Origin of the sequence: Bradyrhizobium sp. A11 (assembly GCF_042077125.1) — a bacterium.
Classification (GTDB): domain Bacteria; phylum Pseudomonadota; class Alphaproteobacteria; order Rhizobiales; family Xanthobacteraceae; genus Bradyrhizobium; species Bradyrhizobium japonicum_B.
In genome coordinates, this window is the sequence record NZ_CP149509.1 from 3592893 (window position 1) to 3612302 (window position 19410).

Sequence of the window (19410 nt, forward strand, 5' to 3'; positions counted from 1 at the left end):
ACCAATCTTTCCGGTCGTCATCCTTCGAGACGGCCGCTTGCGCGGCCTCCTCAGGATGAGGTCCGAGCTAACCGACGCTGCCTTCGAGCGAGATCGAGATCAGCTTCTGTGCTTCCACCGCGAATTCCATCGGCAGCTGCTGCAGCACGTCCTTGACGAAGCCGTTGACGACGAGGCCGACCGCCTCTTCCTGGCTGAGCCCGCGCTGGATGCAGTAGAACAGCACGTCCTCGGAGATCTTCGACGTCGTCGCCTCGTGCTCGAACGTCGCCGAGGAATTCTTGGCCTCGATGTACGGCACGGTGTGCGCGCCGCACTTGTCGCCGATCAGAAGCGAATCGCACGCCGTGAAGTTGCGCGCGCCGGTCGCTTTCCGATGCGCGGTGACGAGGCCGCGATAGGTGTTCTGCGACCTGCCGGCGGCGATGCCCTTGGAGATGATCCGGCTCGACGTGTTCTTGCCGAGGTGAATCATCTTGGTGCCGCTGTCGACCTGCTGGAAGCCGTTCGAGATTGCGATCGAATAGAATTCACCACGGGAATTATCACCGCGCAGGATGCAGCTCGGATATTTCCAGGTGATCGCGGATCCCGTCTCGACCTGGGTCCAGGAGATCTTGGAATTGTTGCCGCGGCAATCGCCACGCTTGGTGACGAAATTGTAGATGCCGCCCTTGCCTTCCGAATTGCCGGGATACCAGTTCTGCACCGTCGAATATTTGATCTCGGCATCGTCATGCGCGATGAGCTCGACCACGGCGGCGTGCAGCTGGTTCTCGTCGCGCTGCGGCGCGGTGCAGCCCTCGAGATAGCTGACGTAGGAGCCCTTGTCGGCGATGATCAGGGTGCGCTCGAACTGGCCGGTGTTGCGCTCGTTGATGCGGAAATAGGTCGACAGCTCCATCGGGCAGCGCACGCCGGGCGGCACGTAGACGAACGAGCCGTCGGAGAACACCGCCGAGTTCAAGGTCGCGTAGAAATTGTCCGAGGTCGGCACTACCGAGCCCAGGTACTTCTGCACCAATTCGGGATGCTCGCGGATCGCCTCCGAGATCGGCATGAAGATCACGCCGGCCTTCTTCAGCTCGGCCTTGAAGGTGGTGGCCACCGAGACCGAATCGAAGACAGCATCGACCGCGATCTTGCGGCGGGCGGGATCTTCCTCGCCCGGCTTGGGCTCGACGCCTTCGAGCATGGCGACCTCCCGCAAGGGGATGCCGAGCTTCTCGTAGGTCTTCAGGATTTCGGGATCGATCTCGTCCAGCGACGTGACCGTCTTCTTCGGCTTCGGCGCCGCATAGTAATAGAGGTCCTGGAAGTCGATCCTGGGATAGTCGACACGGGCCCAGGTCGGCTCGGCCATGGTCAGCCAGCGCCGATAGGCCTCGAGCCGCCACTGCAGCATCCAGGCGGGCTCGTTCTTCTTCTCGGAGATGAACTTGACGGTTTCTTCCGACAGCCCCTTGGGGGCCTTGTCGGACTCGATCAGGGTCTCAAACCCATAACGATACTGGTCGACGTCGATGCGCTTCACGCGCTCGACCGTCTCTTGTACGGCTGGCATTCCATCCTCCGCTCGCGGTTTCAAGGACCGCGGTGGATCAAACTCGGTCGAGTATTACGATATTTCTGTGCGGAAAGCACGGGCTTAGAACCGTTCAAGCCGTGTTTCATCGCTTAGCCCTTAAGTAGGGTATTACCGAGCTTTCGCCAAGCCTCTAACGCCCTATTGATGTCATCTGGTTCCGTGGACCAGCCCAGACTGAGACGCACCGCTCCCTGCGCCACCGCGGGGTCGAAGCCCATGGCCGAAAGCACGTGGGAGGGCTGGACCTTGCCCGAGGAGCAGGCCGAGCCCGAGGAGACGGCGATGCCTTCGAGGTCGAAGCCGATCACGGCCGTCTCGGCCTTGAGGCCGGGTGCCGTGAACAGGACGGTATTTGGCAACCGCCTGACGTCCTCCGCGAAGATGGTTGCGCCCGCGATCCCCCGGATGCCGTTTTCCAAGCGGATTCTGAGGATTGTGATGCGCTCCGCATCCTCCGGCAGAGCCTGAAGCGCGACTTTCACGGCCGCACCAAAGCCGGCGATGCCGACGACATTCTCGGTTCCGGCGCGGCGGCCGAGTTCCTGCCCGCCGCCTCGCAGCACCGGCTCCAGTCCGGCGATCCCCTCGGCCATGACCAGTGCGCCGACGCCCTTGGGGCCGCCGATCTTGTGCGCAGAAAAGGTCGCAAGGTCGATGCCCATAGCCTTGATATCGAACGGGATCTTCCCCAGCGCCTGGATCGCATCGACGTGCAGGAGGCCGCCGGCCTCGTGAACGATCCGCGCCGCCTCGGCGACCGGCTGGAGCGCGCCCGTCTCGTTGTTGGCGGCCATGATCGAGACCAGCGCCGGCGGCCCGTCCGCGAGCCGTGCCCTTAGGTGCTCGAGATCGACCACGCCGGCGCGCGTGACGCGGATCAGGCCGATCGTGTTCGCCGGGAACCGGCCACCTGCCAGAACCGAGGCGTGCTCGACCGCCGACACCAGCAGCCGCTCGACAGGTCCGCTGGACGGCCCTCGCAGCCCCGGCGACAGGGCCAGCGCATTGGCCTCGGTTCCTGCCGAGGTGAAGACCACGTTCCGCGGCAAGGCACCGACTGCCAACGCAAGTTCGGCGCGGGCCTCTTCGACCAATCGTCGTGCCTCCCGCCCCTCGGCATGGACCGACGATGGATTGCCGGCCAGGTCAAAGGCCGCAACCATCGCGGCCCGGGCCTCGGGCCGCAGCGGCGTGGTCGCGTTCCAGTCGAGATAGACACGGTTCGGCATCTCGCCCTCTTAGCACCTTTTGCCATCCGTCCAATCGGAGGCCGCGTGCATCAGGGCCGGCCGGTGCGGCTCCGTCGCGGCAACAATCCGCGGCAGCGCCCGCAATCCGAACAGCGGCCGCAGCCAGACAAGGCGCCGGACGATTTCATAGGTCGCCACACATGCGAGCGCGGTCCCGATGATGACAATGGAGGCCTCGATCCCAACCGGGAGACCGCTGTCGCGCAGTGCATGGGCGATGACGATGATCGCGGTCTGATGCACGATGTAGTACGGGAAGATCGCGTCGGTCAGATAGCGGCGCACCGGTCCGTCGGCGGCGAGGTGACGTCGCGCAAAGCCCAGCACGGCGGCGATCGCGAGCCATTGGTAGCAACCATAGGCCGAGGCGGCGGCCCACCTCAGCGCGGGCGACGGCGCAAACAGTCCGGCGCGAACCAGGATGAAGGCCGAGAAGCAGGCCGCTGCAGCCGCCAGCGCCACCCAGCGCTGGCGCTCGACCTCGCGCCAGATCCCCTCCTGCTTCGCCAGCAGGAAACCGATCAGGAAGGCGGTGGCGTGGTCGGCGTGGTTGTACCAGTCGCCGAACAGCGCATGCGTCGACGGGAAGGCCGGAAACAGCACCAGGCGCCAACCCGCGTACAGCACGCAGGGCACGATCAGGAGCCACGGCCCGGCGAGCACGACGGCCAGCTTGCGGCCCAGCCAGTCCGCGCCGGCCGGCCACAGCGCGAGCACGCCGATCGAGGCCATCGTGTAGACCCACAGATAGACCACGAACCAGAGATGGTTCCAGGTCGGCAGGACGATGCAGGGGTTCGGACAGAACTGCGCGCCGAACGCGAAGTAATGCCTGGTATAGAAATCGAGAAAGCCCGCGGGATAGTCGAGGCTCTCGACGATCTGGAGATAGGATTGCGGCGGCACGATCACGAGCATGCCGAAGACCAGTGGGATCAGCAGCCTCGCCGACCGCGCACCGGCAAGCGCGGTCAAGGTCGATTTGTCGAGCATGAAGCGGGTGGCAACCCCTGACACCAGGAACAGCAGCGACAGCCGCCAGGGGTTCAGGAACAGCATCACCGGTTCCAGCCAGGTCAGCCGGTGCACGCTCTTGATGTGAAATCCCCAGGACACGTAGAGCATGCCGACGTGGTAGAAGATCAGCAGCCCGAAGGCTAAAATCCGCACCCAGTCCAGATCGATGCGCCTGTCCGAGCTTTGGAATTGCTGTGGTGTTGTCATGGTTTTCTGCTCCTTGACGGGACGACGAACGCGGTTTCCGGGCCATGGCTGACACTGAAAATGGCTGACACCGAAAATGCGCCGCCGACGCCGCGCGTCGAGCCGGTTTGGGATCAGAATCCGACGCGACGGGATGAGCCGCCGGCGGCTGGGACGAACAGCGGGCCTTTCGGGATCAGCGGGGGCGACCGCACCACGTTCGCTGCGATCGCGGCGGTCGCGCTCGCGATCGGAATCGTCAATGCATTCTCGGGCGCCCAGGACGCGGCCTGGCGCGGCGACAGCTACGACATCGGCCGGCGGCTGTTCTGGGAGATGTCGAGCATCGCGATCATCCTGCTGCTGCTGCCGATCCTGGTGCTTGCGGTCCGCCGCATGCGCGGGACCCCCGGCCTTGCCGCCCGCGCGGCGATCGGGGCGATCACCCTGCTCGGCTTCTCCGCCTTCCACATCACCGGCATGGTCTGGGTGCGCAAGCTGGCGCTCTGGCTCGCCGGCGGCGCCTACGATTTCCGCTTTTCGCTCGCGACGGTCCTGTACGAATTCCGCAAGGACGCGGTGGCTGTCGTCCTGATCGCCAGCACGATCTGGCTGCTCGAAAGCCGGCGTGAGTTGAAGAGCGCCGCAGCCGCTCCCGCGCCTCCGCCCTCCCCGCTCCAGCCCTCGTCCCCCGACACGATCTGGCTACGCGACGGGACGAGCCGCATTCGCGTGGTCCCGCGCGACATCCTCTGGGTCGCCTCAGCCGGCAACTACATCGAATACAGCCTCGCCGACGGCACCCGGCATCTGATCCGGGGCACGCTGGCGGCGGCGGAAAGCGAGCTGGCGCGCTTTTCCGTCGTTCGCGTTCACCGGACCAAGCTTGCCAATCTCGACCGGGTGCGCGGCGTCGACCTCAAGCCGTCAGGGGATTTCGAGCTCGTCTTCGACAACGGCCAGACACTCGGGGGCAGCCGGCGCTACCGGCCGGCGGTCGCCTCGCTCGGAAGCCGGCCCGCCCCGGCGGGAATCACCGCCCCCCGATCGGCCAGCGATGCATAAACAATCGTGATTCCAATCGGTTGAGCGGTGTCCTGCGGCAGAGCCGCCGCCCCCGCCGGCACCGATTGTATCCAGGCGACGTCCCGCGCCGGCGACAGGGCCGGACATGACGCCGAGATGACCGGCTAAGCTCTTGAGCCCATTGAGAGATGTCGAAGAAGCTTGCTTTTTGACCCTTGCCTCGTGTTAGAAGCGCGCGTCAGTTCACCTGCGCGCCACTCGCGCATCATCCGAGGGCGCGCCTCTCCACCTTTCATCCGTGCTTCTCGTCGGCGGCAACGCGGGCAGAGCCACAATCGGACGATTGCGCAGGGATCACCTCCAAGGGACTCAATCAGAGACATCCATGCCTGAAGTCATTTTCACCGGCCCTGCCGGCCGCCTCGAGGGTCGCTATCACCCGGCCAAGCAGAAGAACGCGCCGATCGCGATGATCCTGCATCCGCATCCGCAGTTTCACGGCACGATGAACCATCAGATCGTGTACCAGTGCTACTACGCCTTCGCCCATCGCGGCTTCTCGGTGCTGCGCTTCAATTTCCGCGGCGTCGGCCGCAGCCAGGGCTCGTTCGACCACGGCACCGGCGAATTGTCGGATGCCGCGGCCGCGCTCGACTGGGCGCAGACCATCAATCCCGAGGCGCGCGCCTGCTGGGTCGCCGGCTTCTCCTTCGGCGCCTGGATCGGCATGCAGCTGTTGATGCGCCGTCCCGAGGTCGAGGGCTTCATCTCGATCGCGCCGCCGGCCAACCTCTACGACTTCTCGTTCCTCGCGCCCTGCCCGTCGTCGGGCCTGATCGTGCACGGCGAGAAGGACGCGGTGGTGCCGCCCAAGGACGTCAACACGCTGGTCGAGAAGCTGAAGACGCAGAAGGGCATCGTGATCGACCAGCAGATCATCCCCGGCGCCAACCATTTCTTCGACGCCAAGCTCGAGCCGCTGATGGAGACCATCACGGCCTATCTCGACATGCGTCTGGCGAACGTGCGCTGACGGCGCCGTTCAAGCCAGCTTGAGCGCGACGATTCCCAACAGCACGAGCGCGATGCCCGCAAGCTTCATCGCGCTCAAGCTCTCGCCGAACAGCACGACGCCCATGATGAACGTGCCGGCAGCACCGATGCCGGTCCACACCGAATAGGCGACGCCGACCTCGAGCACCTTCAAGGCGCGCCCGAGCAGGACAACGAAGGCAGCGAGCAGCACCACCGAAACGATGCTCCAGCCCACGCGCGTATAGCCTTCCGCGTATTTCATCGAGATCGCCCAGCCGACGTCTAGCGCTCCGGCGACCACCAGCATCAGCCAGGCCATGGATTGCGACATCGGCGTTGCGCTCAGGCCGCGAGCTTGAGCAGATGCGCGTCGTGGCGGACGAGGAAGGCGCGCAGCAATTCCGGATAGTCGGCGCCGACCGCGGTGCGCACACTTGGACGTTTCGCGAGCTCGGCGCGCCACGCGCGGACCTTCGGCACATCGCGGAAGATGCCGTGCTCGGTCAGCTCGTCGAACAGATCGAAATAGCGGAAGACCGGCGCGAACACCGCATCGACAAGGCTGAATTGATCGCCGGAGAAGAAGGGGCCTGCGCCGAGCGCGGCTTCGACACGCGCGAACTTCGACACCAGCGCCTGACGCTTGCTCTCGAACGTCGCCGGCTCCGTCGTCGTCTCCAGCCCCCAGAGGTCGCCGAGGATCGCCGAGCCGAACTCCATCCACGCGCGGTGCTCGGCGCGCTTCAACGCATCCGCCGGATGCAGCCTGGCGCCGCCTTGCGTCTCCTCGATGTACTCGCAGATCACGTTGCTCTCGAATAGCGCCACCTCGCCCTGCTCCGTCGTCACCACCAGCACCGGCACCTTGCCGAGCGGCGAGAGTTTTAGAAACCAGTCGGGCTTGTTGGCGAGATCGATGTCGATCCGCTCGAACGGTACGCCCTTCTCCTTCAGCGCGATCACCGCGCGCTGCACGTAGGGGCAAAGCTTGTGGCTGATGAGTTTGAGTGAGGCGGTCATGATGCGATCCCGGCGCAGTTTGATGCAACTGCATCCACTATAGATGCATTTGCATGTATCTGTCAAGGTCAATGCACCTGCATTAATTGCACGTCTGCGATCATCGAGGCGTCGGGCAAAACACCCCAAAATTCGTCAATCCCCGCCGACAGAAATATTTCACTTTCCCGAATTTCGGATTTATGGCATACACCGTCCATCCCGGCCCTTGCCAAAGGGGCGCTTCGCGATCGTCACGAGATGCGGGCCGGGGTGCGGTGGACGCGGCAGCGCCGGCGCGGATGTGTGGCGACAGGGCGGCCCAACCGTAAGTCTCACGCAGCGCGCATACGACACGGCGCGGTCACAGCGGTCTCGTTGATGCCTGGAGGCGAGCACACGCAAGCCTTCGGGTCGTTCGGCGGGATCGTCCGCGGACGGAGAAGTCGTGTGGTCCCGACGCCCGGGGTTCTGGCGTCAAGGCTTGCGGCGATGCGGCGGCCGACCGGCGCGCACATCGATCAGCCGCAAGGCGACGGGGGCAATAGTGCAACGCTCCCCGAGGAGCCCACGAAGGACACCGTTAAAACCATCCGCGCAGGGAAGGCCGGGCGACCGGCACACCTGTGGTCCACCCCGTGTGCGTTCTTACGCCCACGGACCTGCGGGTGCCGCCGGCGCCCGGCCTTCCCTGCGCCCTTTGGCAATCATGGGGCGCAAGACGGCAGCACAACTCGGGCAAAACGCGCCGCGAGATCGCGAAGGTGTGTCTGGGATGAGAGGGGCTGATGCAGCAGCAAGCTGGTACAGCTTATTCCGTCATTGCGAGCGCAGCGAAGCAATCCAGAATCTTTCCGCGGAGACAGTCTGGATTGCTTCGCTGCGCTCGCAATGACGTTGAAATATCAGCACCCCGCCCTCACGGCCGGGCGATCACCCCGCCGGTCATCGGCATCGGCACGCCCGTGGTAGCGGGATACGACAGCGGCAGGCCTTTCATGCCGCGGACGGCGAGAAAGCCGAAGGCCTGCGCCTCGATGGCGTCGGAGGCCCAGCCGAGGGTCTCGGCGGCCTCGACGGTGGCTGATCCCACCCGCTCCCGCAGCATGCGCAGCATGGTGAGGTTGCGGGCGCCGCCGCCGCAGACGATCCAGCTCCGCGGCCGCCGTGGCAACAACGGGATGATTCGGGCGATCGCCGCCGCGGTGAAGGCGGTCAGCGTCGCCGCGCCGTCGGCAGGCAGCACGTCGCCGAGCTTGAGCGAAGCAAAGTCGTTGCGGTCGAGCGATTTCGGCGGCGGCAACGCGAAGAACGGCAGCTCCAGCGCCCGCGCGATCCAGGCCTCGTCGACCTTGCCGAGGCTTGCGAACTTTCCTTCCGCGTCGAACGCCTGATTCATGGTGCGGTACATGAAATCGTCCAGCAGCGCATTGCCGGGGCCGGTATCACAGGCGATCAGCGCGTCGCCGTCGATATAGGTGATGTTGGAGACGCCGCCGATATTGACCACGACGATCGGTCCCTCGCGGTCCAGCGAATTGGCGAGCGCGCGGTGGTAGACCGGGACGAAGGGCGCGCCCTGCCCGCCGGCCTCGACATCGGCGGCACGGAAATCATACATCACGGGAATATGGATGGCCTTTGCCAGTGCCGGTGCATCGCCGATCTGCACCGTCAGGCGCTTTTCAGGCCGGTGCAGCACGGTCTGGCCGTGGAAGCCGACGATGTCGATGTCCTCCGGCCTCATGCGGTTCTGGGCCAGGAAGCTGGCCACCGCCTCGGCATGGGCTCGCGTCACCGCCCGCTCGGCCTCGGCCAGAACGCCCGGGCGGGCATCGCGCTGGGTCAAATGCACGGCTTCGCCCAGGGCCTGGCGCAGCAGATTGCGCTCCGCAGGCTGATAGGGCCGGTAGCCGGACGGCCCGAATGCCTTCACCTGCTTTCCATCGGTCTCGATCAGCGCGACATCCACCCCGTCCAGCGAGGTGCCGCTCATCAGACCGAGTGCCGTCAACATCATGGATCAGCGTCCTCAAGACCGTTCCGGCATGCCGATCTTGTGCCAGAGGGGCACATCTTATAATGCCACAGCGCCAAGTGGCGGGCGGCCGTCGGGTTCCCATGCAAGACCCTTAAATTGCCCCCAAAACAGTAAACCAAGAATTGTTGGGCACGCCGACAGATGACTGTATTTAAATCGGATTTCCTCAATATCCTGCAGGAACGTGGGTTCATCCACCAATGCTCGGATTTCGAGGGGCTGGACGCGCTCGCCGCCAAGGGCGAAGCGACCGCCTATGTCGGCTACGATTGCACCGCCCGCTCGCTGCATATCGGCAATTACCTGACCATGATGATGCTGCACTGGCTGCAGCAATCCGGCAACAAGCCGATCACGCTGATGGGCGGCGGCACCACCATGGTCGGCGACCCCTCGGGCAAGGACGAGACGCGCGCGATGCGGACGATCGCCGAGATCGAGGGCAACAAGGCCTCGATCCGCGGCGTGTTCGCCAAGGTGCTCAACTATGGCGACGGCAAGAGCGACGCCATCATGCTCGACAATGCGGAGTGGCTGACCAAGCTGAACTGGATCGAGATGCTGCGCGACGTCGGCCGGCACTTCTCGGTCAACCGCATGCTCACCATGGACTCCGTGCGGCTGCGGCTCGAGCGCGAGCAGGAGATGAGCTTCATCGAGTTCAACTACATGGTCTGCCAGGCCTACGACTTCGTCGAGCTCGCCAAGCGTACCGGCTGCAAATTGCAGATGGGCGGCTCGGACCAGTGGGGCAACATCATCATGGGCGTCGATCTCGGCCGCCGCATGGGCACGCACCAGCTGTTCGCGTTGACGACGCCGCTCTTGACCACCGCCTCGGGCGCCAAGATGGGCAAGACCGCGCAAGGCGCGGTGTGGCTCAACGCCGACCAGTTCAGCCCCTACGATTTCTGGCAGTATTGGCGCAACACCGAGGATGCCGACGTCGGCAAGTTCCTGAAGCTGTTCACGACGCTGCCGATGGCCGAGATCAGGAAGCTCGAAGCGCTCGGCGGCTCGGAGATCAACGAGGCCAAGAAGGTGCTCGCCACCGAAGCGACCGCGCTGCTGCACGGCCGCGACGCCGCGAACGAAGCGGCCGAAACCGCGCGGCGCACCTTCGAGGAAGGCGCGCTCGCCGAGAGCCTGCCGACGGTGGAAATTCCGCGCGGCGAACTCGACGCCGGCCTCGGCGTGCTCGCCGCCTTCGTCAAGGCGGGCCTCGTCGCCTCCAACGGCGAGGCGCGCCGGCAGATCAAGGGCGGCGGCCTGCGGGTGAACGACGCGCCGGTCACCGACGAGAAGATGGCGCTCTCTGCGGCCAATCTGACGCCGGAAGGCGTGATCAAGCTGTCCTTCGGCAAGAAGAAACACATCCTGATCAAGCCTGCATAGGCGTATGAGCTTTTCGCTCCTTGTCAGGCTGGGCGGATGCGCGCTCCCTGACGGCAATGGATCAGAACACGCCCAGCGAAACGCGCAAGGAACAGGGCGCAAGCACCAGTCGGCAGGCGGTGCGCACCGCGCTCGTGGTGCTCTGCCTGTGTTTTACGCTGGCTGTTCTTGGCCGCGGGCTCAGCGAGAGCTTCACCGTCTTCCTCAAGCCGATCTCCGAGAACTTCGGCTGGGACCGCGCGCAAGTCGTCTCGATCTATTCCCTGACATGGCTGATCAGCGGACTGACCGCGCCGCTGGTCGGGCGCCTGTTCGACCATTCCGGCCCGCGCGTCGTCTATGCGCTCGGGCTGCTCCTGCTCGGCTCGGCCTTCCTGATCGCAAGCCGGGCCCAGGCGCTCTGGCAATTCCAGCTCTCGATCGGACTCTGCGTCGGCATTGGCGTTGCCTTCATCGGCAACGTGCCGAACTCGATCCTGCTCGGCCGCTGGTTCGGACCAAAGCTGCCGACCGCGATGGCGGTGGTGTACTCGGCGATGGGCGGCGGCGTGCTGGCGCTGCTGCCGGCCTCGCAGCTTCTGATCGATCATCTCGGCTGGCGCGAGACCTATCAGGTCTATGGCCTCGCCGCGCTCGCGCTGCTGGTGCCGCTGCTGCTGCTGCCCTGGCGGATGTTTTCGGCCGGCTCGCCCCATGTCGCCAAGAGAAGCGATCCCGACTTCATCGACAATGGCTGGACGCTGGCGAGCGCCATGCGCCACCATGCCTTTTGGGCGCTGTTCTCGACCTTCTTCTTCACCGCGGTCGGCATGTACGCGATCGCCGCCCAGATCGTGGCCTATCTGATCGACGCCGGCTTCCCGCCGCTCCAGGCGGCGACCGCCTGGGGATTTTCGGGCGTCGTGCTCGTGTTCGGCATGCTGGGCGTGTCGGCACTCGACGGGCTGATTGGACGGCGGCCGTCGGTGCTGCTCAGCTACGCCATCTCGATCCTCGGCATCGTGCTGCTCTGGCTGCTTCAGTATTATCCTGATGTCATCCTGCTCACCGGCTTCGTCGTCTGCTTCGGCAGCATGATGGGCTCGCGCGGGCCGCTGATCACGGCGACCGCGATGAGGATCTTCCGCGGCAAGCGCGTCGGCACGATCTTCGGCACCATCTCGATCGGCAGCGGCCTCGGCTCCGCCGTCGGCTCATGGAGCGGCGGCCTCATCCACGATTTCACGCACGGCTACAATTTGCTGCTCGTTTTCGCACTTGCGAGCGTGATCCTCGGAATGATTCCATTCCTCATCGTCCCCGCCTTGCGGGAGTAAGTCTCCCCGACGTAACCTGCGCCCCTCGATGTCACCGGGGAATTACGCACGTCGTGCGGACACCGTAAGCAATAGCTCGGACGCGAACGGAGGACGTGTGGTGTCGCGTCCGACATGACGAAAATGTCAGCGCGAAATTGATCTGAGATGGCTTGCGAGGCGGCGCTGAATACGGTCCTAGTCACAGCATTGGATGGAGGGCAAACCAATGGACTTTCCTTATCTCACTCGCTTTCAACCGGTTCTTCTGAGCCTGTTTCGCTTCGTGACCGGCCTGTTGCTATTTCAGTACGGCGTCGCCAAGATCTTCAAGTTTCCGGTGCTTCCCTACTTCGCCAACATCCCGCCGCTGATCTGGACGGCGGGCGCAATCGAGCTCGTGCTCGGCGCGCTCTTGATGATCGGGCTGTTCACCCGCCTGACCGCATTCATCCTGTCGGGTCAAATGGCCTTCGCCTATTTCATCGGCCACATGTTCAAGGGCGAGACGCCGGTGTTCCTGCCGCTGCTCAATGGCGGCACCGCGGCGATCCTGTTCTGCTTCGCCTGCCTCTATCTGTCGGCAGCCGGCGGCGGCTCGGTCAGCGCCGACGCGGCGATGGGCAAGAACTAGCGACCCGGGTCCGCGGCGCTGCGGCGCCCGTCGTCGACCCCGCAAACGGACGGCACCGGCAGACCGGCGGTGCCGTCTCAGCGCGCCCCCAGCACGTTCCAGATCAGAACGAGGGCCGCGACGAGCAGCACGGACATGATGATGCGATGAACGAATCGAGTCATTGCAGGTCCAGCCAGGCTGTTTAGATCCCAAAATCCAAAATCGATTCTGTCCCCCGGACGGGCTTGAGCCGGTCGGCAAGGCGATTTGCCTGCACGATTGCGCATGAGGCTGCAAATGCCGCGCGCCCGGCAGGCCGCCGCATGCCTACATTCATGATTGGTAAGAACTTCATGCTACCCAGGCGAGCAATAACCATTCCGTAGGGGCTGTGATGAAACTGCTGAGCCATCTGACGATCCGGACCAAGCTTGCCAGCATGGTCTGCCTTGCGGCCCTCACAGTCGCGGCCATCATCGGCGTATCGTCCGTGCTGAGCAAGAGCCGCATGATGGAGGATCGCGTCCAGCAGATGCGGACCGCGGTCGAATTGCTCTACAATTACGCACAATCGCTTCAGGACGAGGTGACCGCCGGCAAGCTGACATTGGCCGATGCCAAAGCGCACTTCCACCAGCGTGGCCGCCGCATGAACTTCAACGGCAACCAGGGCTACCCCGTCGTCTACATTCCCGACACGTCGATCCTGGTGAACGGCGCCAATCAGCAGCTCGAAGGCAAGATCACCGGCGCCAAGGACTCCAACGGAGTCCTGATCGCCGACGCCATTGTCAAGGCGGGCGAGCAGACGGCGCAGGGCGGGGTCACCTCTTATCTCTACCCCCGTCCCGGCCAGACCGAGCCGGTCCGCAAGACCGTGTTCGCGCGCAAATTCGCGCCCTGGAGCGCGACCATCAGCTACGGCCTCTATGTCGACGACATCGACGCCGACGTGCGTGCGCTGACGCTGGAGCTTGCCGCGATCGGCACCGGCCTGATGCTGCTGATGGCGGCATTGTCCTGGCTGATCGCCCGGGACGTGCTCAGCGCGCTCGAACGCCAGAAGAACCGCATGCAGGAGATTTCCGCGGGCGCCATCGACAAGCCGGTCGAGGAAACCGACCGCGGCGACGAGATCGGCCGCATGGCCGAGACGCTCGAGGTGCTGAGGCAGACCGCTTTGACAGCCCGCGCGCTGGAGGCCGAACAGGCCGCCACCAAGACGCGCACCGAGCAGGAGAAGCGCGACGCCCTGATCGCCCTTGCCGATCGCTTCGATGCCTCCGTCGGCCAGCTCGTCGGCCTGATGGCCTCCGGCTCCGGTGAGCTCGAGCATACCGCCAAGTCGATGTCCTCGACCGCCGAAGGCACCAACCGCCGCGCCGCATTGGTCGGCTCGGCCGCCACCGAAGCCAGTCAGCGCGTTCAGACCGTCGCGGCCGCCGCCGAGGAGCTCTCCTCCTCCATCACCGAGATCAGCCGCCAGGTCGCCCAATCCGCGGAGGTCACCGGACGCGCGGTCGACAGCGCCCGCCGCACCGACACGATCGTGCGCGCGCTGTCGGACGGCGCCCAGCAGATCGAGCACGTCGCCGAGCTGATTTCCAACATCGCCGCCCAGACCAATCTGCTCGCGCTCAACGCCACCATCGAGGCCGCGCGCGCCGGCGAAGCCGGCCGCGGCTTCGCCGTCGTCGCCTCCGAGGTGAAGTCGCTCGCGAGCCAGACCGCGGAAGCCACCCGCGAGATCGGCGACAAGATCGCCCAGATCCAGGGCGCGACCAGGGAGGCCGTGGACGCCATCGGCGGCATCACCGCCACCATCGAGGAGGTCAGCCGCATCGCCACCTCGATCGGCGCCGCGATCGAGGAGCAAGGCGCCGCCACCGCCGAGATCGCCCGCAGCGTCTCGCAGACCGCGGAGGCGACCCAGGAGGTCACCACCAATATCGGCGGCGTCTCGACCGCCGCGAACGAGACCGGCAATGCCGCCGGCATGGTGCTCGCCGCGGCCAGCAACCTCTCCAAGCAGGCCGAACAGCTCTCCGGCGAAGTCGGGACGTTCCTGGCGGGCGTGCGCGCGGCGTAGTCGACGCAAAGACTCAATGCGATCTCGTCGTGCCCGGGCTTGTCCCGGGCATCCACGTTCTTCGCGCCGCGTGGCAAGGCGTGGATGGCCGGGACAAAGCCCGGCCATGACGGCAGAGACAATCCGTCCGCCTCTACCGCCGCGTGAGGCTGCAGCCGCTCGAGAGCTGACGCGTCGAGCCGGTCGAGCCGTCATTCGACTGCGAGGGGAATTCCTCGAACGGCGTGTTCTGCTTGCCGGTGTTGAACTCGAAGATCTTGCGGAACACGCCCGGCACCATGGCCGAGACCGGATTGACGCGCATCACCGGCGCGGCCGGCGTGCCGATGACCTCGTAGGTCACGCCGATCAGTCCTTCCTTGTCGCCACCGCCCAGGAACAGCCCGAGCACCGGAATCTGTCCGAACATGTTGTTCAACCCGTACATCGGCACGAAGGTGCCGCTCATGCAGACCTGGTTGCCGGGATAGTCGATCGAGCCTTCGATGGTGGCGCCGATCATCGGGCCCTTGACGACGCCGTCACGGATCGTCAGCGCGCCGTTCTGCCGGGTGAACTCGGCGCGCAGCGCACTGAAGGAGACGCCGTTGCCGGTGCCGTTGGGCGCGCCGGCGGCGACGCGCTCGAGCTGCGCCTCGCCCTTCACCGTGAAGTCGCGGACGTTGATGAGGCCCTCGCGCGAGGTGTTCGGCTCGGATGTCGGCGGCTCCATCGCCACCACCATCTGGCCGCCGACCGCCTTGGTATAGGTGTCGGTGAAGCGCAGCAGCGCGCCGGCATCGTTGGTCTGGAGATAGATCACCTCGCGGCTGCCCTGCGCACGCCCGCCGCGCAGATCGGCCGCCACCGGCGTATCGCGGCCGATCTTGCCGCTCAGGGTAAAGGCCTTGATGGCGCCGTTGCGCTTCGACATCTTGGCATCGACGCTGCGCATCGCCTCGCCGTTGAAGCCCGCGACGGCACCGAGCTTCACGTCGATGTCGAAATCGACGCCCTTCATCTTGTTGTTTTTGTCATCCTTGGAATTGCCTGAGATCGCCGACTTCAGGAAGCCGCGGCCATCGAACACGTCGCCGCGTATGGTGCCCCTGATGACGCCGTCCTGACCACGCTCGGCCTTCAACGAGGTCTTGTCGCCGTCGGACGGCGAATAGATCGGGAAGTTCGCGTTGACGAGGTCGCCGTTCGCGTCGACCTCGAGCGACCCCTTGATCGAGGCGCCGCCGCCTTCGATGACGATGTCCTCGAGACGCGTCGATTGCGCGGTCGGGACCACCTTGAAGCTGGCCTTGCCCGACTTGCCCGGCAGCTTGACCCAGCCCGGCAGGATATTGTCGAGCTTGACCGACGTCAGGTCGGCCTCGACGCCGAGCTTCGTGGTCTGATCGGGACCGCCGGCGATCTTGCCCGACAGCTTGATCGGCAACGATCCGCTGACGGCGGGGCTGAGATCAAAGCCGAGGCGCGCGCGGCTCGCATCGTCGAGCGTTGCCTGCAGCCTGACGTCCGCATCGCCTTCGGTCGGCTTGCGATAGTCGAGCGAGGCCGCCTGGCCGTTGATCTTGACGTCGCCCTTGACCTGATAGCCTTGGTTGTTGGCGACGATCTTGAGGTTGTTGGCCTCGAGCTTCTGGTTCATCACCAGCTTGTCGGCGGCAAAGCCGTTGAGATCGGCGGTGACGGCATAGATGGTGTCAGACTTGGTCAATTCGCCCTTGACCGGCAGGCCGAGCTGGATGTTCGCCGTGAACGTCCCCTTGCTGGTGTTGGGATCGATGATCGTCGACGACAGATCGCTGAGGCGATCATTGGACAGCATTTCAGCCGCCGCGGGCACCGGGCCATCGACGCGGAACCTAGTCCGCGACGGCGACGGCTTCGGCGCCATGTCGGGCACCTCGAAGACGAAATCGGAGATGGTGATCTTGCGGCCCGCAGGCGTATCGGCGATGCCCTGGCCGATCGTCACGGTCGCGGTGCGGCCGGTCACGCGCGCCTTCAGATCGGCATCGTGCACGACCGGCATGCCGTCCACCGGACGGACCGCGACGCCGCTCGCCACGATGTTGACCGAGAGGCCATCGTCGGGAATGGGCGGGCCCTTGCGCGGAAGATTCTTGGTCGGCGAGTTGATGCCGATCTCGATGCGCTGGAGCGTGCCGCGCTCGATCCGCTCGATCACCCATTCGCGCAATTCGGGAACGACGAGCGTCGGCCACATCCGCTTCAGCGCGGAGGCCGACATCGGCGTTCCCGCAAAGCCCAGCGTCAGGCGCGGCTCGCCCGAATAATCGATCGCACCGGTGCCGGCGACGCCGATCTCGCCGTTGCTGATGTCGGCCTGCGTCAGCAGGAAGCGTTTGTGGTCGGTGTCGAAGCGGAATCCGATCGCGATGCGGTTGAAGACGAGCGGCGGCTCGTTGTCGATGCCGCCGAGCAGGATCGACCCGCCGCTGAAGCCGAGCTGCCAGTCGTTGACGGTGCCGTTGGGCGGCTCGAGATGGGCCAGGAGCGTCAGCCGGTTCGCGCCCGACAGGACCTTGAACGGCGCCACCAGCACCCGGCGGTTGGCATCCCACTCGAGATTGATCTCGGCCTGGTCGATCGCCATCGGATAGTCGGGCGTGTCAGTGTCGATGATGTTGCCCGCGCCGACCGCGATCTTGCCGCGGAAGAAGGTCGGCACGCCGTCGCGGCCGAGCTCGCCCTTGAGCTCGCCGGTCAGCGGCAAATCGGCGGTATAGGTGAGGTCCTTGACCCGCAGCGCCAGGAGGATGTTGGAGGTCGAGACCTTGTCGGCCTTGATGTCGACCGAGCGCACGCCGTTCTCGGCCGGACCGATCGTGGCCCGCAGCATCCAGGGCCGCGCGCCCTCCTCGCCGAGGCTGAGCGTGACGCCGCCGCGGCTCGGCCGGCGCAGGCTGAGCGTGATGTTCTCAAACGACCATTTGCTGCCGCGCTGCTGATCGTCGACGATCAGATTGCCGTTCTTCAGACCGATCTCGTTGAGGTTCTGGCCGTCGAGACCCGTCATGCTCAGGCTGTCGAGCCAGTCGAGGCCCTGAAGAATGCCGCTCTGCGCGGTCGCCTGGGGCGCGGCCTGGGAAGCAGCTTGGGAGGCGGATTGAGATGGATCCTGGCCGGCGGGTGCCGCGGCGAAGGGCGGCGGCGGAACGCCGCTGCGCGGGAATGTCGGCGGCAGGCCGGCATCCTTCTTCGAGGCGACGCCGGTGGCCAGCGGCTTTGCGGTGTCGCCGGCGGACACGGTGACAGTGCCGTCGGGCGCGATCCGGATCGCGAGCTCGGCATCGACGAGATTGAGGCTTTCGGCCCGCAGGTGCCCCATCAGCAGGCCCGCCCCCGACAGCTTGACCTCGGCCTTCGGCGCGCTGGCGACGACGGCGTGGTCGCGGTCGCGGACGATGATGTCACGGATACGGACGGCGATGCGGACGCGCCCGGCCCGCTCGATCTGGGTGCCCCCGATCTCGACCGTGTTGCCGTGGCCGATATTGTCCTCGATCGCGGCGGCCAGCCACGGCGTGGCAATGTCGAGATTGATGGGACCGGCGCCGAGCCGCCACCACAGCGCAGCGAAACAGCCGATGAAGATGACGGCGACAGTCCCGACGACGAGGACGAGCCGCTTCAGCCAGCGATCGGCGGCCAGCCAGCGGCGCAGCGCGCCAAACCCGTCGCCGAAGCGAAGGAAGCGCGAGCTGGAACGCGCCAACAGCCGGCGCGCGCGGTGGCCCGCGGCCGCCTCCTGATCCGGATCCCAATCGGCGTCGTCCCATTCCTGCGGCTGTTGACCGCCGTGCCGATCGAAGTCCCGATTGTAATCCTGGGGCGACTTATTCCTTGCCATTGCCTCTCGATACAGGCGCCCGTCATGAGATTGAGCGCCGCCGGGACCGCAGCCGCTCCCAGGGAGCAAAGCTCCCTGCGCCGGCATTGCAGCCATACTTCGAATATTCCTGCTGTTCGTCATTTCGCCCCGGGAGCGCGTTCAACGAGCAGTGGGGTGGTGCGTGGAATTCCTTGTAACCATACTCCGGCGTCGTCAGACTTGCCCAGCCAAGGGCGCCAGTCCGGCACACCGGACGAGAGCTGCAATACCGTTTCGGTTGACCCGCCGAAAGCGTCGAAAGGAAGGCGTATGTCCAAGAAATCCCAAAAGAAATCGTCCAAAGCGCCCTCCGGCAGTCCGACGGCTAAGAAGAACACCCTGAAAGCGCGGGCATCGACTCAAACAAAGTCCGCAAAGACGCAGCGGACACCGGCGAGCAAATCAGCCGGGACTTTAGCAAAAGCAGGATCACATAAGGCCGCATCGAAACAGTTAAATTCCTCCAAATCGGCCTCCGCGCCCGCGACGGCGAAGGCCGGCCTGGCCGAGGGCCAGAAAGCCCCCGCCTTCCGCCTGCCCCGCGACGGCGGCGACGTCGTCACGTTGGCGGACTATGCCGGCCGAAAGCTCGTCCTGTTCTTCTATCCCCGCGCCGACACGCCCGGCTGCACCCGGGAGGCGATCGACTTCACCCGCCTCGCCGGCGCCTTCGCGGCCGCCGGCACCGCCGTGCTCGGGATCTCCGCCGACCCGTTAAAGGCCCAGGAGAAATTCCGCGACAAGCACGGGCTTGGTGTCCCCCTCATCTCGGACGAGCAGCACGAGATGCTCGAAGCCTATGGCGCCTGGGGCGAAAAGTCCATGTATGGCAAGAGCTTCCTCGGAATTCTTCGCACCACGATCCTGGTCGGGGCCGACGGCAAGGTGGCCAGGATCTGGCGCAACGTCCGGGTCGACGGGCATGCCGATGCGGTGCTGGAGGCGGCAAGAAGCCTTTAACCAGTCCTTTGAATTCGCCTGTTC

At 65.3% G+C, this 19410-nt stretch carries 14 protein-coding genes; 7 read left to right on the forward strand and 7 right to left on the reverse strand.

The features are described from left to right. Positions 1-67: 67 nt before the first annotated feature. From sufB to WI560_RS16680, 3 genes are all read right to left on the reverse strand, one after another. The gene (gene sufB, locus WI560_RS16670) at positions 68-1564 is read right to left on the reverse strand and encodes a Fe-S cluster assembly protein SufB (RefSeq protein ID WP_375304071.1); all 1497 of its coding nucleotides are present in this window, start codon (positions 1562-1564) and stop codon (positions 68-70) included. A 113-nt stretch (positions 1565-1677) separates the two neighbouring features. Continuing rightward, positions 1678-2817 (reverse strand): cysteine desulfurase family protein, encoded by a 1140-nt coding sequence (locus tag WI560_RS16675; protein ID WP_375304072.1) that lies wholly within the window; start codon positions 2815-2817, stop codon positions 1678-1680. A 9-nt stretch (positions 2818-2826) separates the two neighbouring features. Continuing rightward, the gene (locus WI560_RS16680; protein ID WP_375304073.1) at positions 2827-4062 is read right to left on the reverse strand and encodes an acyltransferase; all 1236 of its coding nucleotides are present in this window, start codon (positions 4060-4062) and stop codon (positions 2827-2829) included. A 60-nt stretch (positions 4063-4122) separates the two neighbouring features. Here WI560_RS16680 and WI560_RS16685 point away from each other — a divergent pair, with 60 nt between their 5' ends. Both WI560_RS16685 and WI560_RS16690 read left to right on the forward strand, forming a co-directional pair. Further along, a complete protein-coding gene (locus tag WI560_RS16685) occupies positions 4123-5106 on the forward strand; it encodes a LytTR family DNA-binding domain-containing protein (RefSeq protein ID WP_375304074.1) in 984 nt (327 codons plus the stop codon). A 346-nt stretch (positions 5107-5452) separates the two neighbouring features. Then, on the forward strand, positions 5453-6100 hold the full coding sequence (locus WI560_RS16690; protein ID WP_024337874.1) for an alpha/beta hydrolase: 648 nt from the start codon (positions 5453-5455) through the stop codon (positions 6098-6100). A gap of 9 nt (positions 6101-6109) precedes the next feature. On the opposite strand, the gene WI560_RS16695 is transcribed toward WI560_RS16690, so the two are convergent. The 3 genes from WI560_RS16695 to WI560_RS16705 all read right to left on the reverse strand — a co-directional run bounded on the left by WI560_RS16695 (position 6110) and on the right by WI560_RS16705 (position 9121). Continuing rightward, entirely contained in the window at positions 6110-6433 is a 324-nt protein-coding gene (locus tag WI560_RS16695) for a multidrug efflux SMR transporter (RefSeq protein WP_257194498.1), read from the reverse strand. A gap of 11 nt (positions 6434-6444) precedes the next feature. Continuing rightward, positions 6445-7122, reverse strand: a complete 678-nt coding sequence (locus WI560_RS16700; protein ID WP_375304075.1) for a glutathione S-transferase family protein — start codon at positions 7120-7122, stop codon at positions 6445-6447. An 898-nt stretch (positions 7123-8020) separates the two neighbouring features. Further along, the gene (locus WI560_RS16705; RefSeq protein ID WP_375304076.1) at positions 8021-9121 is read right to left on the reverse strand and encodes an anhydro-N-acetylmuramic acid kinase; all 1101 of its coding nucleotides are present in this window, start codon (positions 9119-9121) and stop codon (positions 8021-8023) included. Between the two features lie 162 nt (positions 9122-9283). Here WI560_RS16705 and tyrS point away from each other — a divergent pair, with 162 nt between their 5' ends. From tyrS to WI560_RS16725, 4 genes are all read left to right on the forward strand, one after another. Then, entirely contained in the window at positions 9284-10537 is a 1254-nt protein-coding gene (tyrS, locus tag WI560_RS16710) for a tyrosine--tRNA ligase (protein WP_257180196.1), read from the forward strand. Between the two features lie 56 nt (positions 10538-10593). Continuing rightward, positions 10594-11853, forward strand: coding sequence for an MFS transporter (locus WI560_RS16715; RefSeq protein WP_375304077.1), 1260 nt, complete (start codon positions 10594-10596; stop codon positions 11851-11853). Between the two features lie 208 nt (positions 11854-12061). Next, the gene (locus tag WI560_RS16720; protein ID WP_375304078.1) at positions 12062-12466 is read left to right on the forward strand and encodes a DoxX family protein; all 405 of its coding nucleotides are present in this window, start codon (positions 12062-12064) and stop codon (positions 12464-12466) included. Between the two features lie 376 nt (positions 12467-12842). Continuing rightward, positions 12843-14537: a methyl-accepting chemotaxis protein gene (locus WI560_RS16725; protein ID WP_375304079.1), complete on the forward strand. Its 1695-nt coding sequence runs from the start codon at positions 12843-12845 to the stop codon at positions 14535-14537. 133 nt (positions 14538-14670) lie between these two features. On the opposite strand, the gene WI560_RS16730 is transcribed toward WI560_RS16725, so the two are convergent. Then, a complete protein-coding gene (locus tag WI560_RS16730) occupies positions 14671-18492 on the reverse strand; it encodes a DUF3971 domain-containing protein (RefSeq protein ID WP_375308854.1) in 3822 nt (1273 codons plus the stop codon). Positions 18493-18696: 204 nt separating this feature from the next. On the opposite strand from WI560_RS16730, the gene WI560_RS16735 reads away from it, so the two are divergent. Further along, entirely contained in the window at positions 18697-19386 is a 690-nt protein-coding gene (locus WI560_RS16735; protein WP_375308855.1) for a peroxiredoxin, read from the forward strand. Positions 19387-19410 lie beyond the last annotated feature (24 nt).

Bases quoted from the DNA above. Each gene is read 5' to 3' on its own strand.
- WI560_RS16725 (WP_375304079.1), top strand. From the start codon at position 12,843: ATGAAACTGCTGAGCCATCTGACGATCCGGACCAAGCTTGCCAGCATG.
- WI560_RS16675 (WP_375304072.1), bottom strand. From the start codon at position 2,817: ATGCCGAACCGTGTCTATCTCGACTGGAACGCGACCACGCCGCTGCGG.
- WI560_RS16705 (WP_375304076.1), bottom strand. From the start codon at position 9,121: ATGATGTTGACGGCACTCGGTCTGATGAGCGGCACCTCGCTGGACGGG.
- WI560_RS16690 (WP_024337874.1), top strand. From the start codon at position 5,453: ATGCCTGAAGTCATTTTCACCGGCCCTGCCGGCCGCCTCGAGGGTCGC.
- WI560_RS16695 (WP_257194498.1), bottom strand. From the start codon at position 6,433: ATGTCGCAATCCATGGCCTGGCTGATGCTGGTGGTCGCCGGAGCGCTA.
- WI560_RS16735 (WP_375308855.1), top strand. From the start codon at position 18,697: ATGTCCAAGAAATCCCAAAAGAAATCGTCCAAAGCGCCCTCCGGCAGT.
- sufB (WP_375304071.1), bottom strand. From the start codon at position 1,564: ATGCCAGCCGTACAAGAGACGGTCGAGCGCGTGAAGCGCATCGACGTC.
- WI560_RS16730 (WP_375308854.1), bottom strand. From the start codon at position 18,492: ATGCCGGCGCAGGGAGCTTTGCTCCCTGGGAGCGGCTGCGGTCCCGGC.
- WI560_RS16715 (WP_375304077.1), top strand. From the start codon at position 10,594: ATGGATCAGAACACGCCCAGCGAAACGCGCAAGGAACAGGGCGCAAGC.
- WI560_RS16720 (WP_375304078.1), top strand. From the start codon at position 12,062: ATGGACTTTCCTTATCTCACTCGCTTTCAACCGGTTCTTCTGAGCCTG.
- WI560_RS16680 (WP_375304073.1), bottom strand. From the start codon at position 4,062: ATGACAACACCACAGCAATTCCAAAGCTCGGACAGGCGCATCGATCTG.
- WI560_RS16685 (WP_375304074.1), top strand. From the start codon at position 4,123: ATGGCTGACACCGAAAATGCGCCGCCGACGCCGCGCGTCGAGCCGGTT.
- WI560_RS16700 (WP_375304075.1), bottom strand. From the start codon at position 7,122: ATGACCGCCTCACTCAAACTCATCAGCCACAAGCTTTGCCCCTACGTG.
- tyrS (WP_257180196.1), top strand. From the start codon at position 9,284: ATGACTGTATTTAAATCGGATTTCCTCAATATCCTGCAGGAACGTGGG.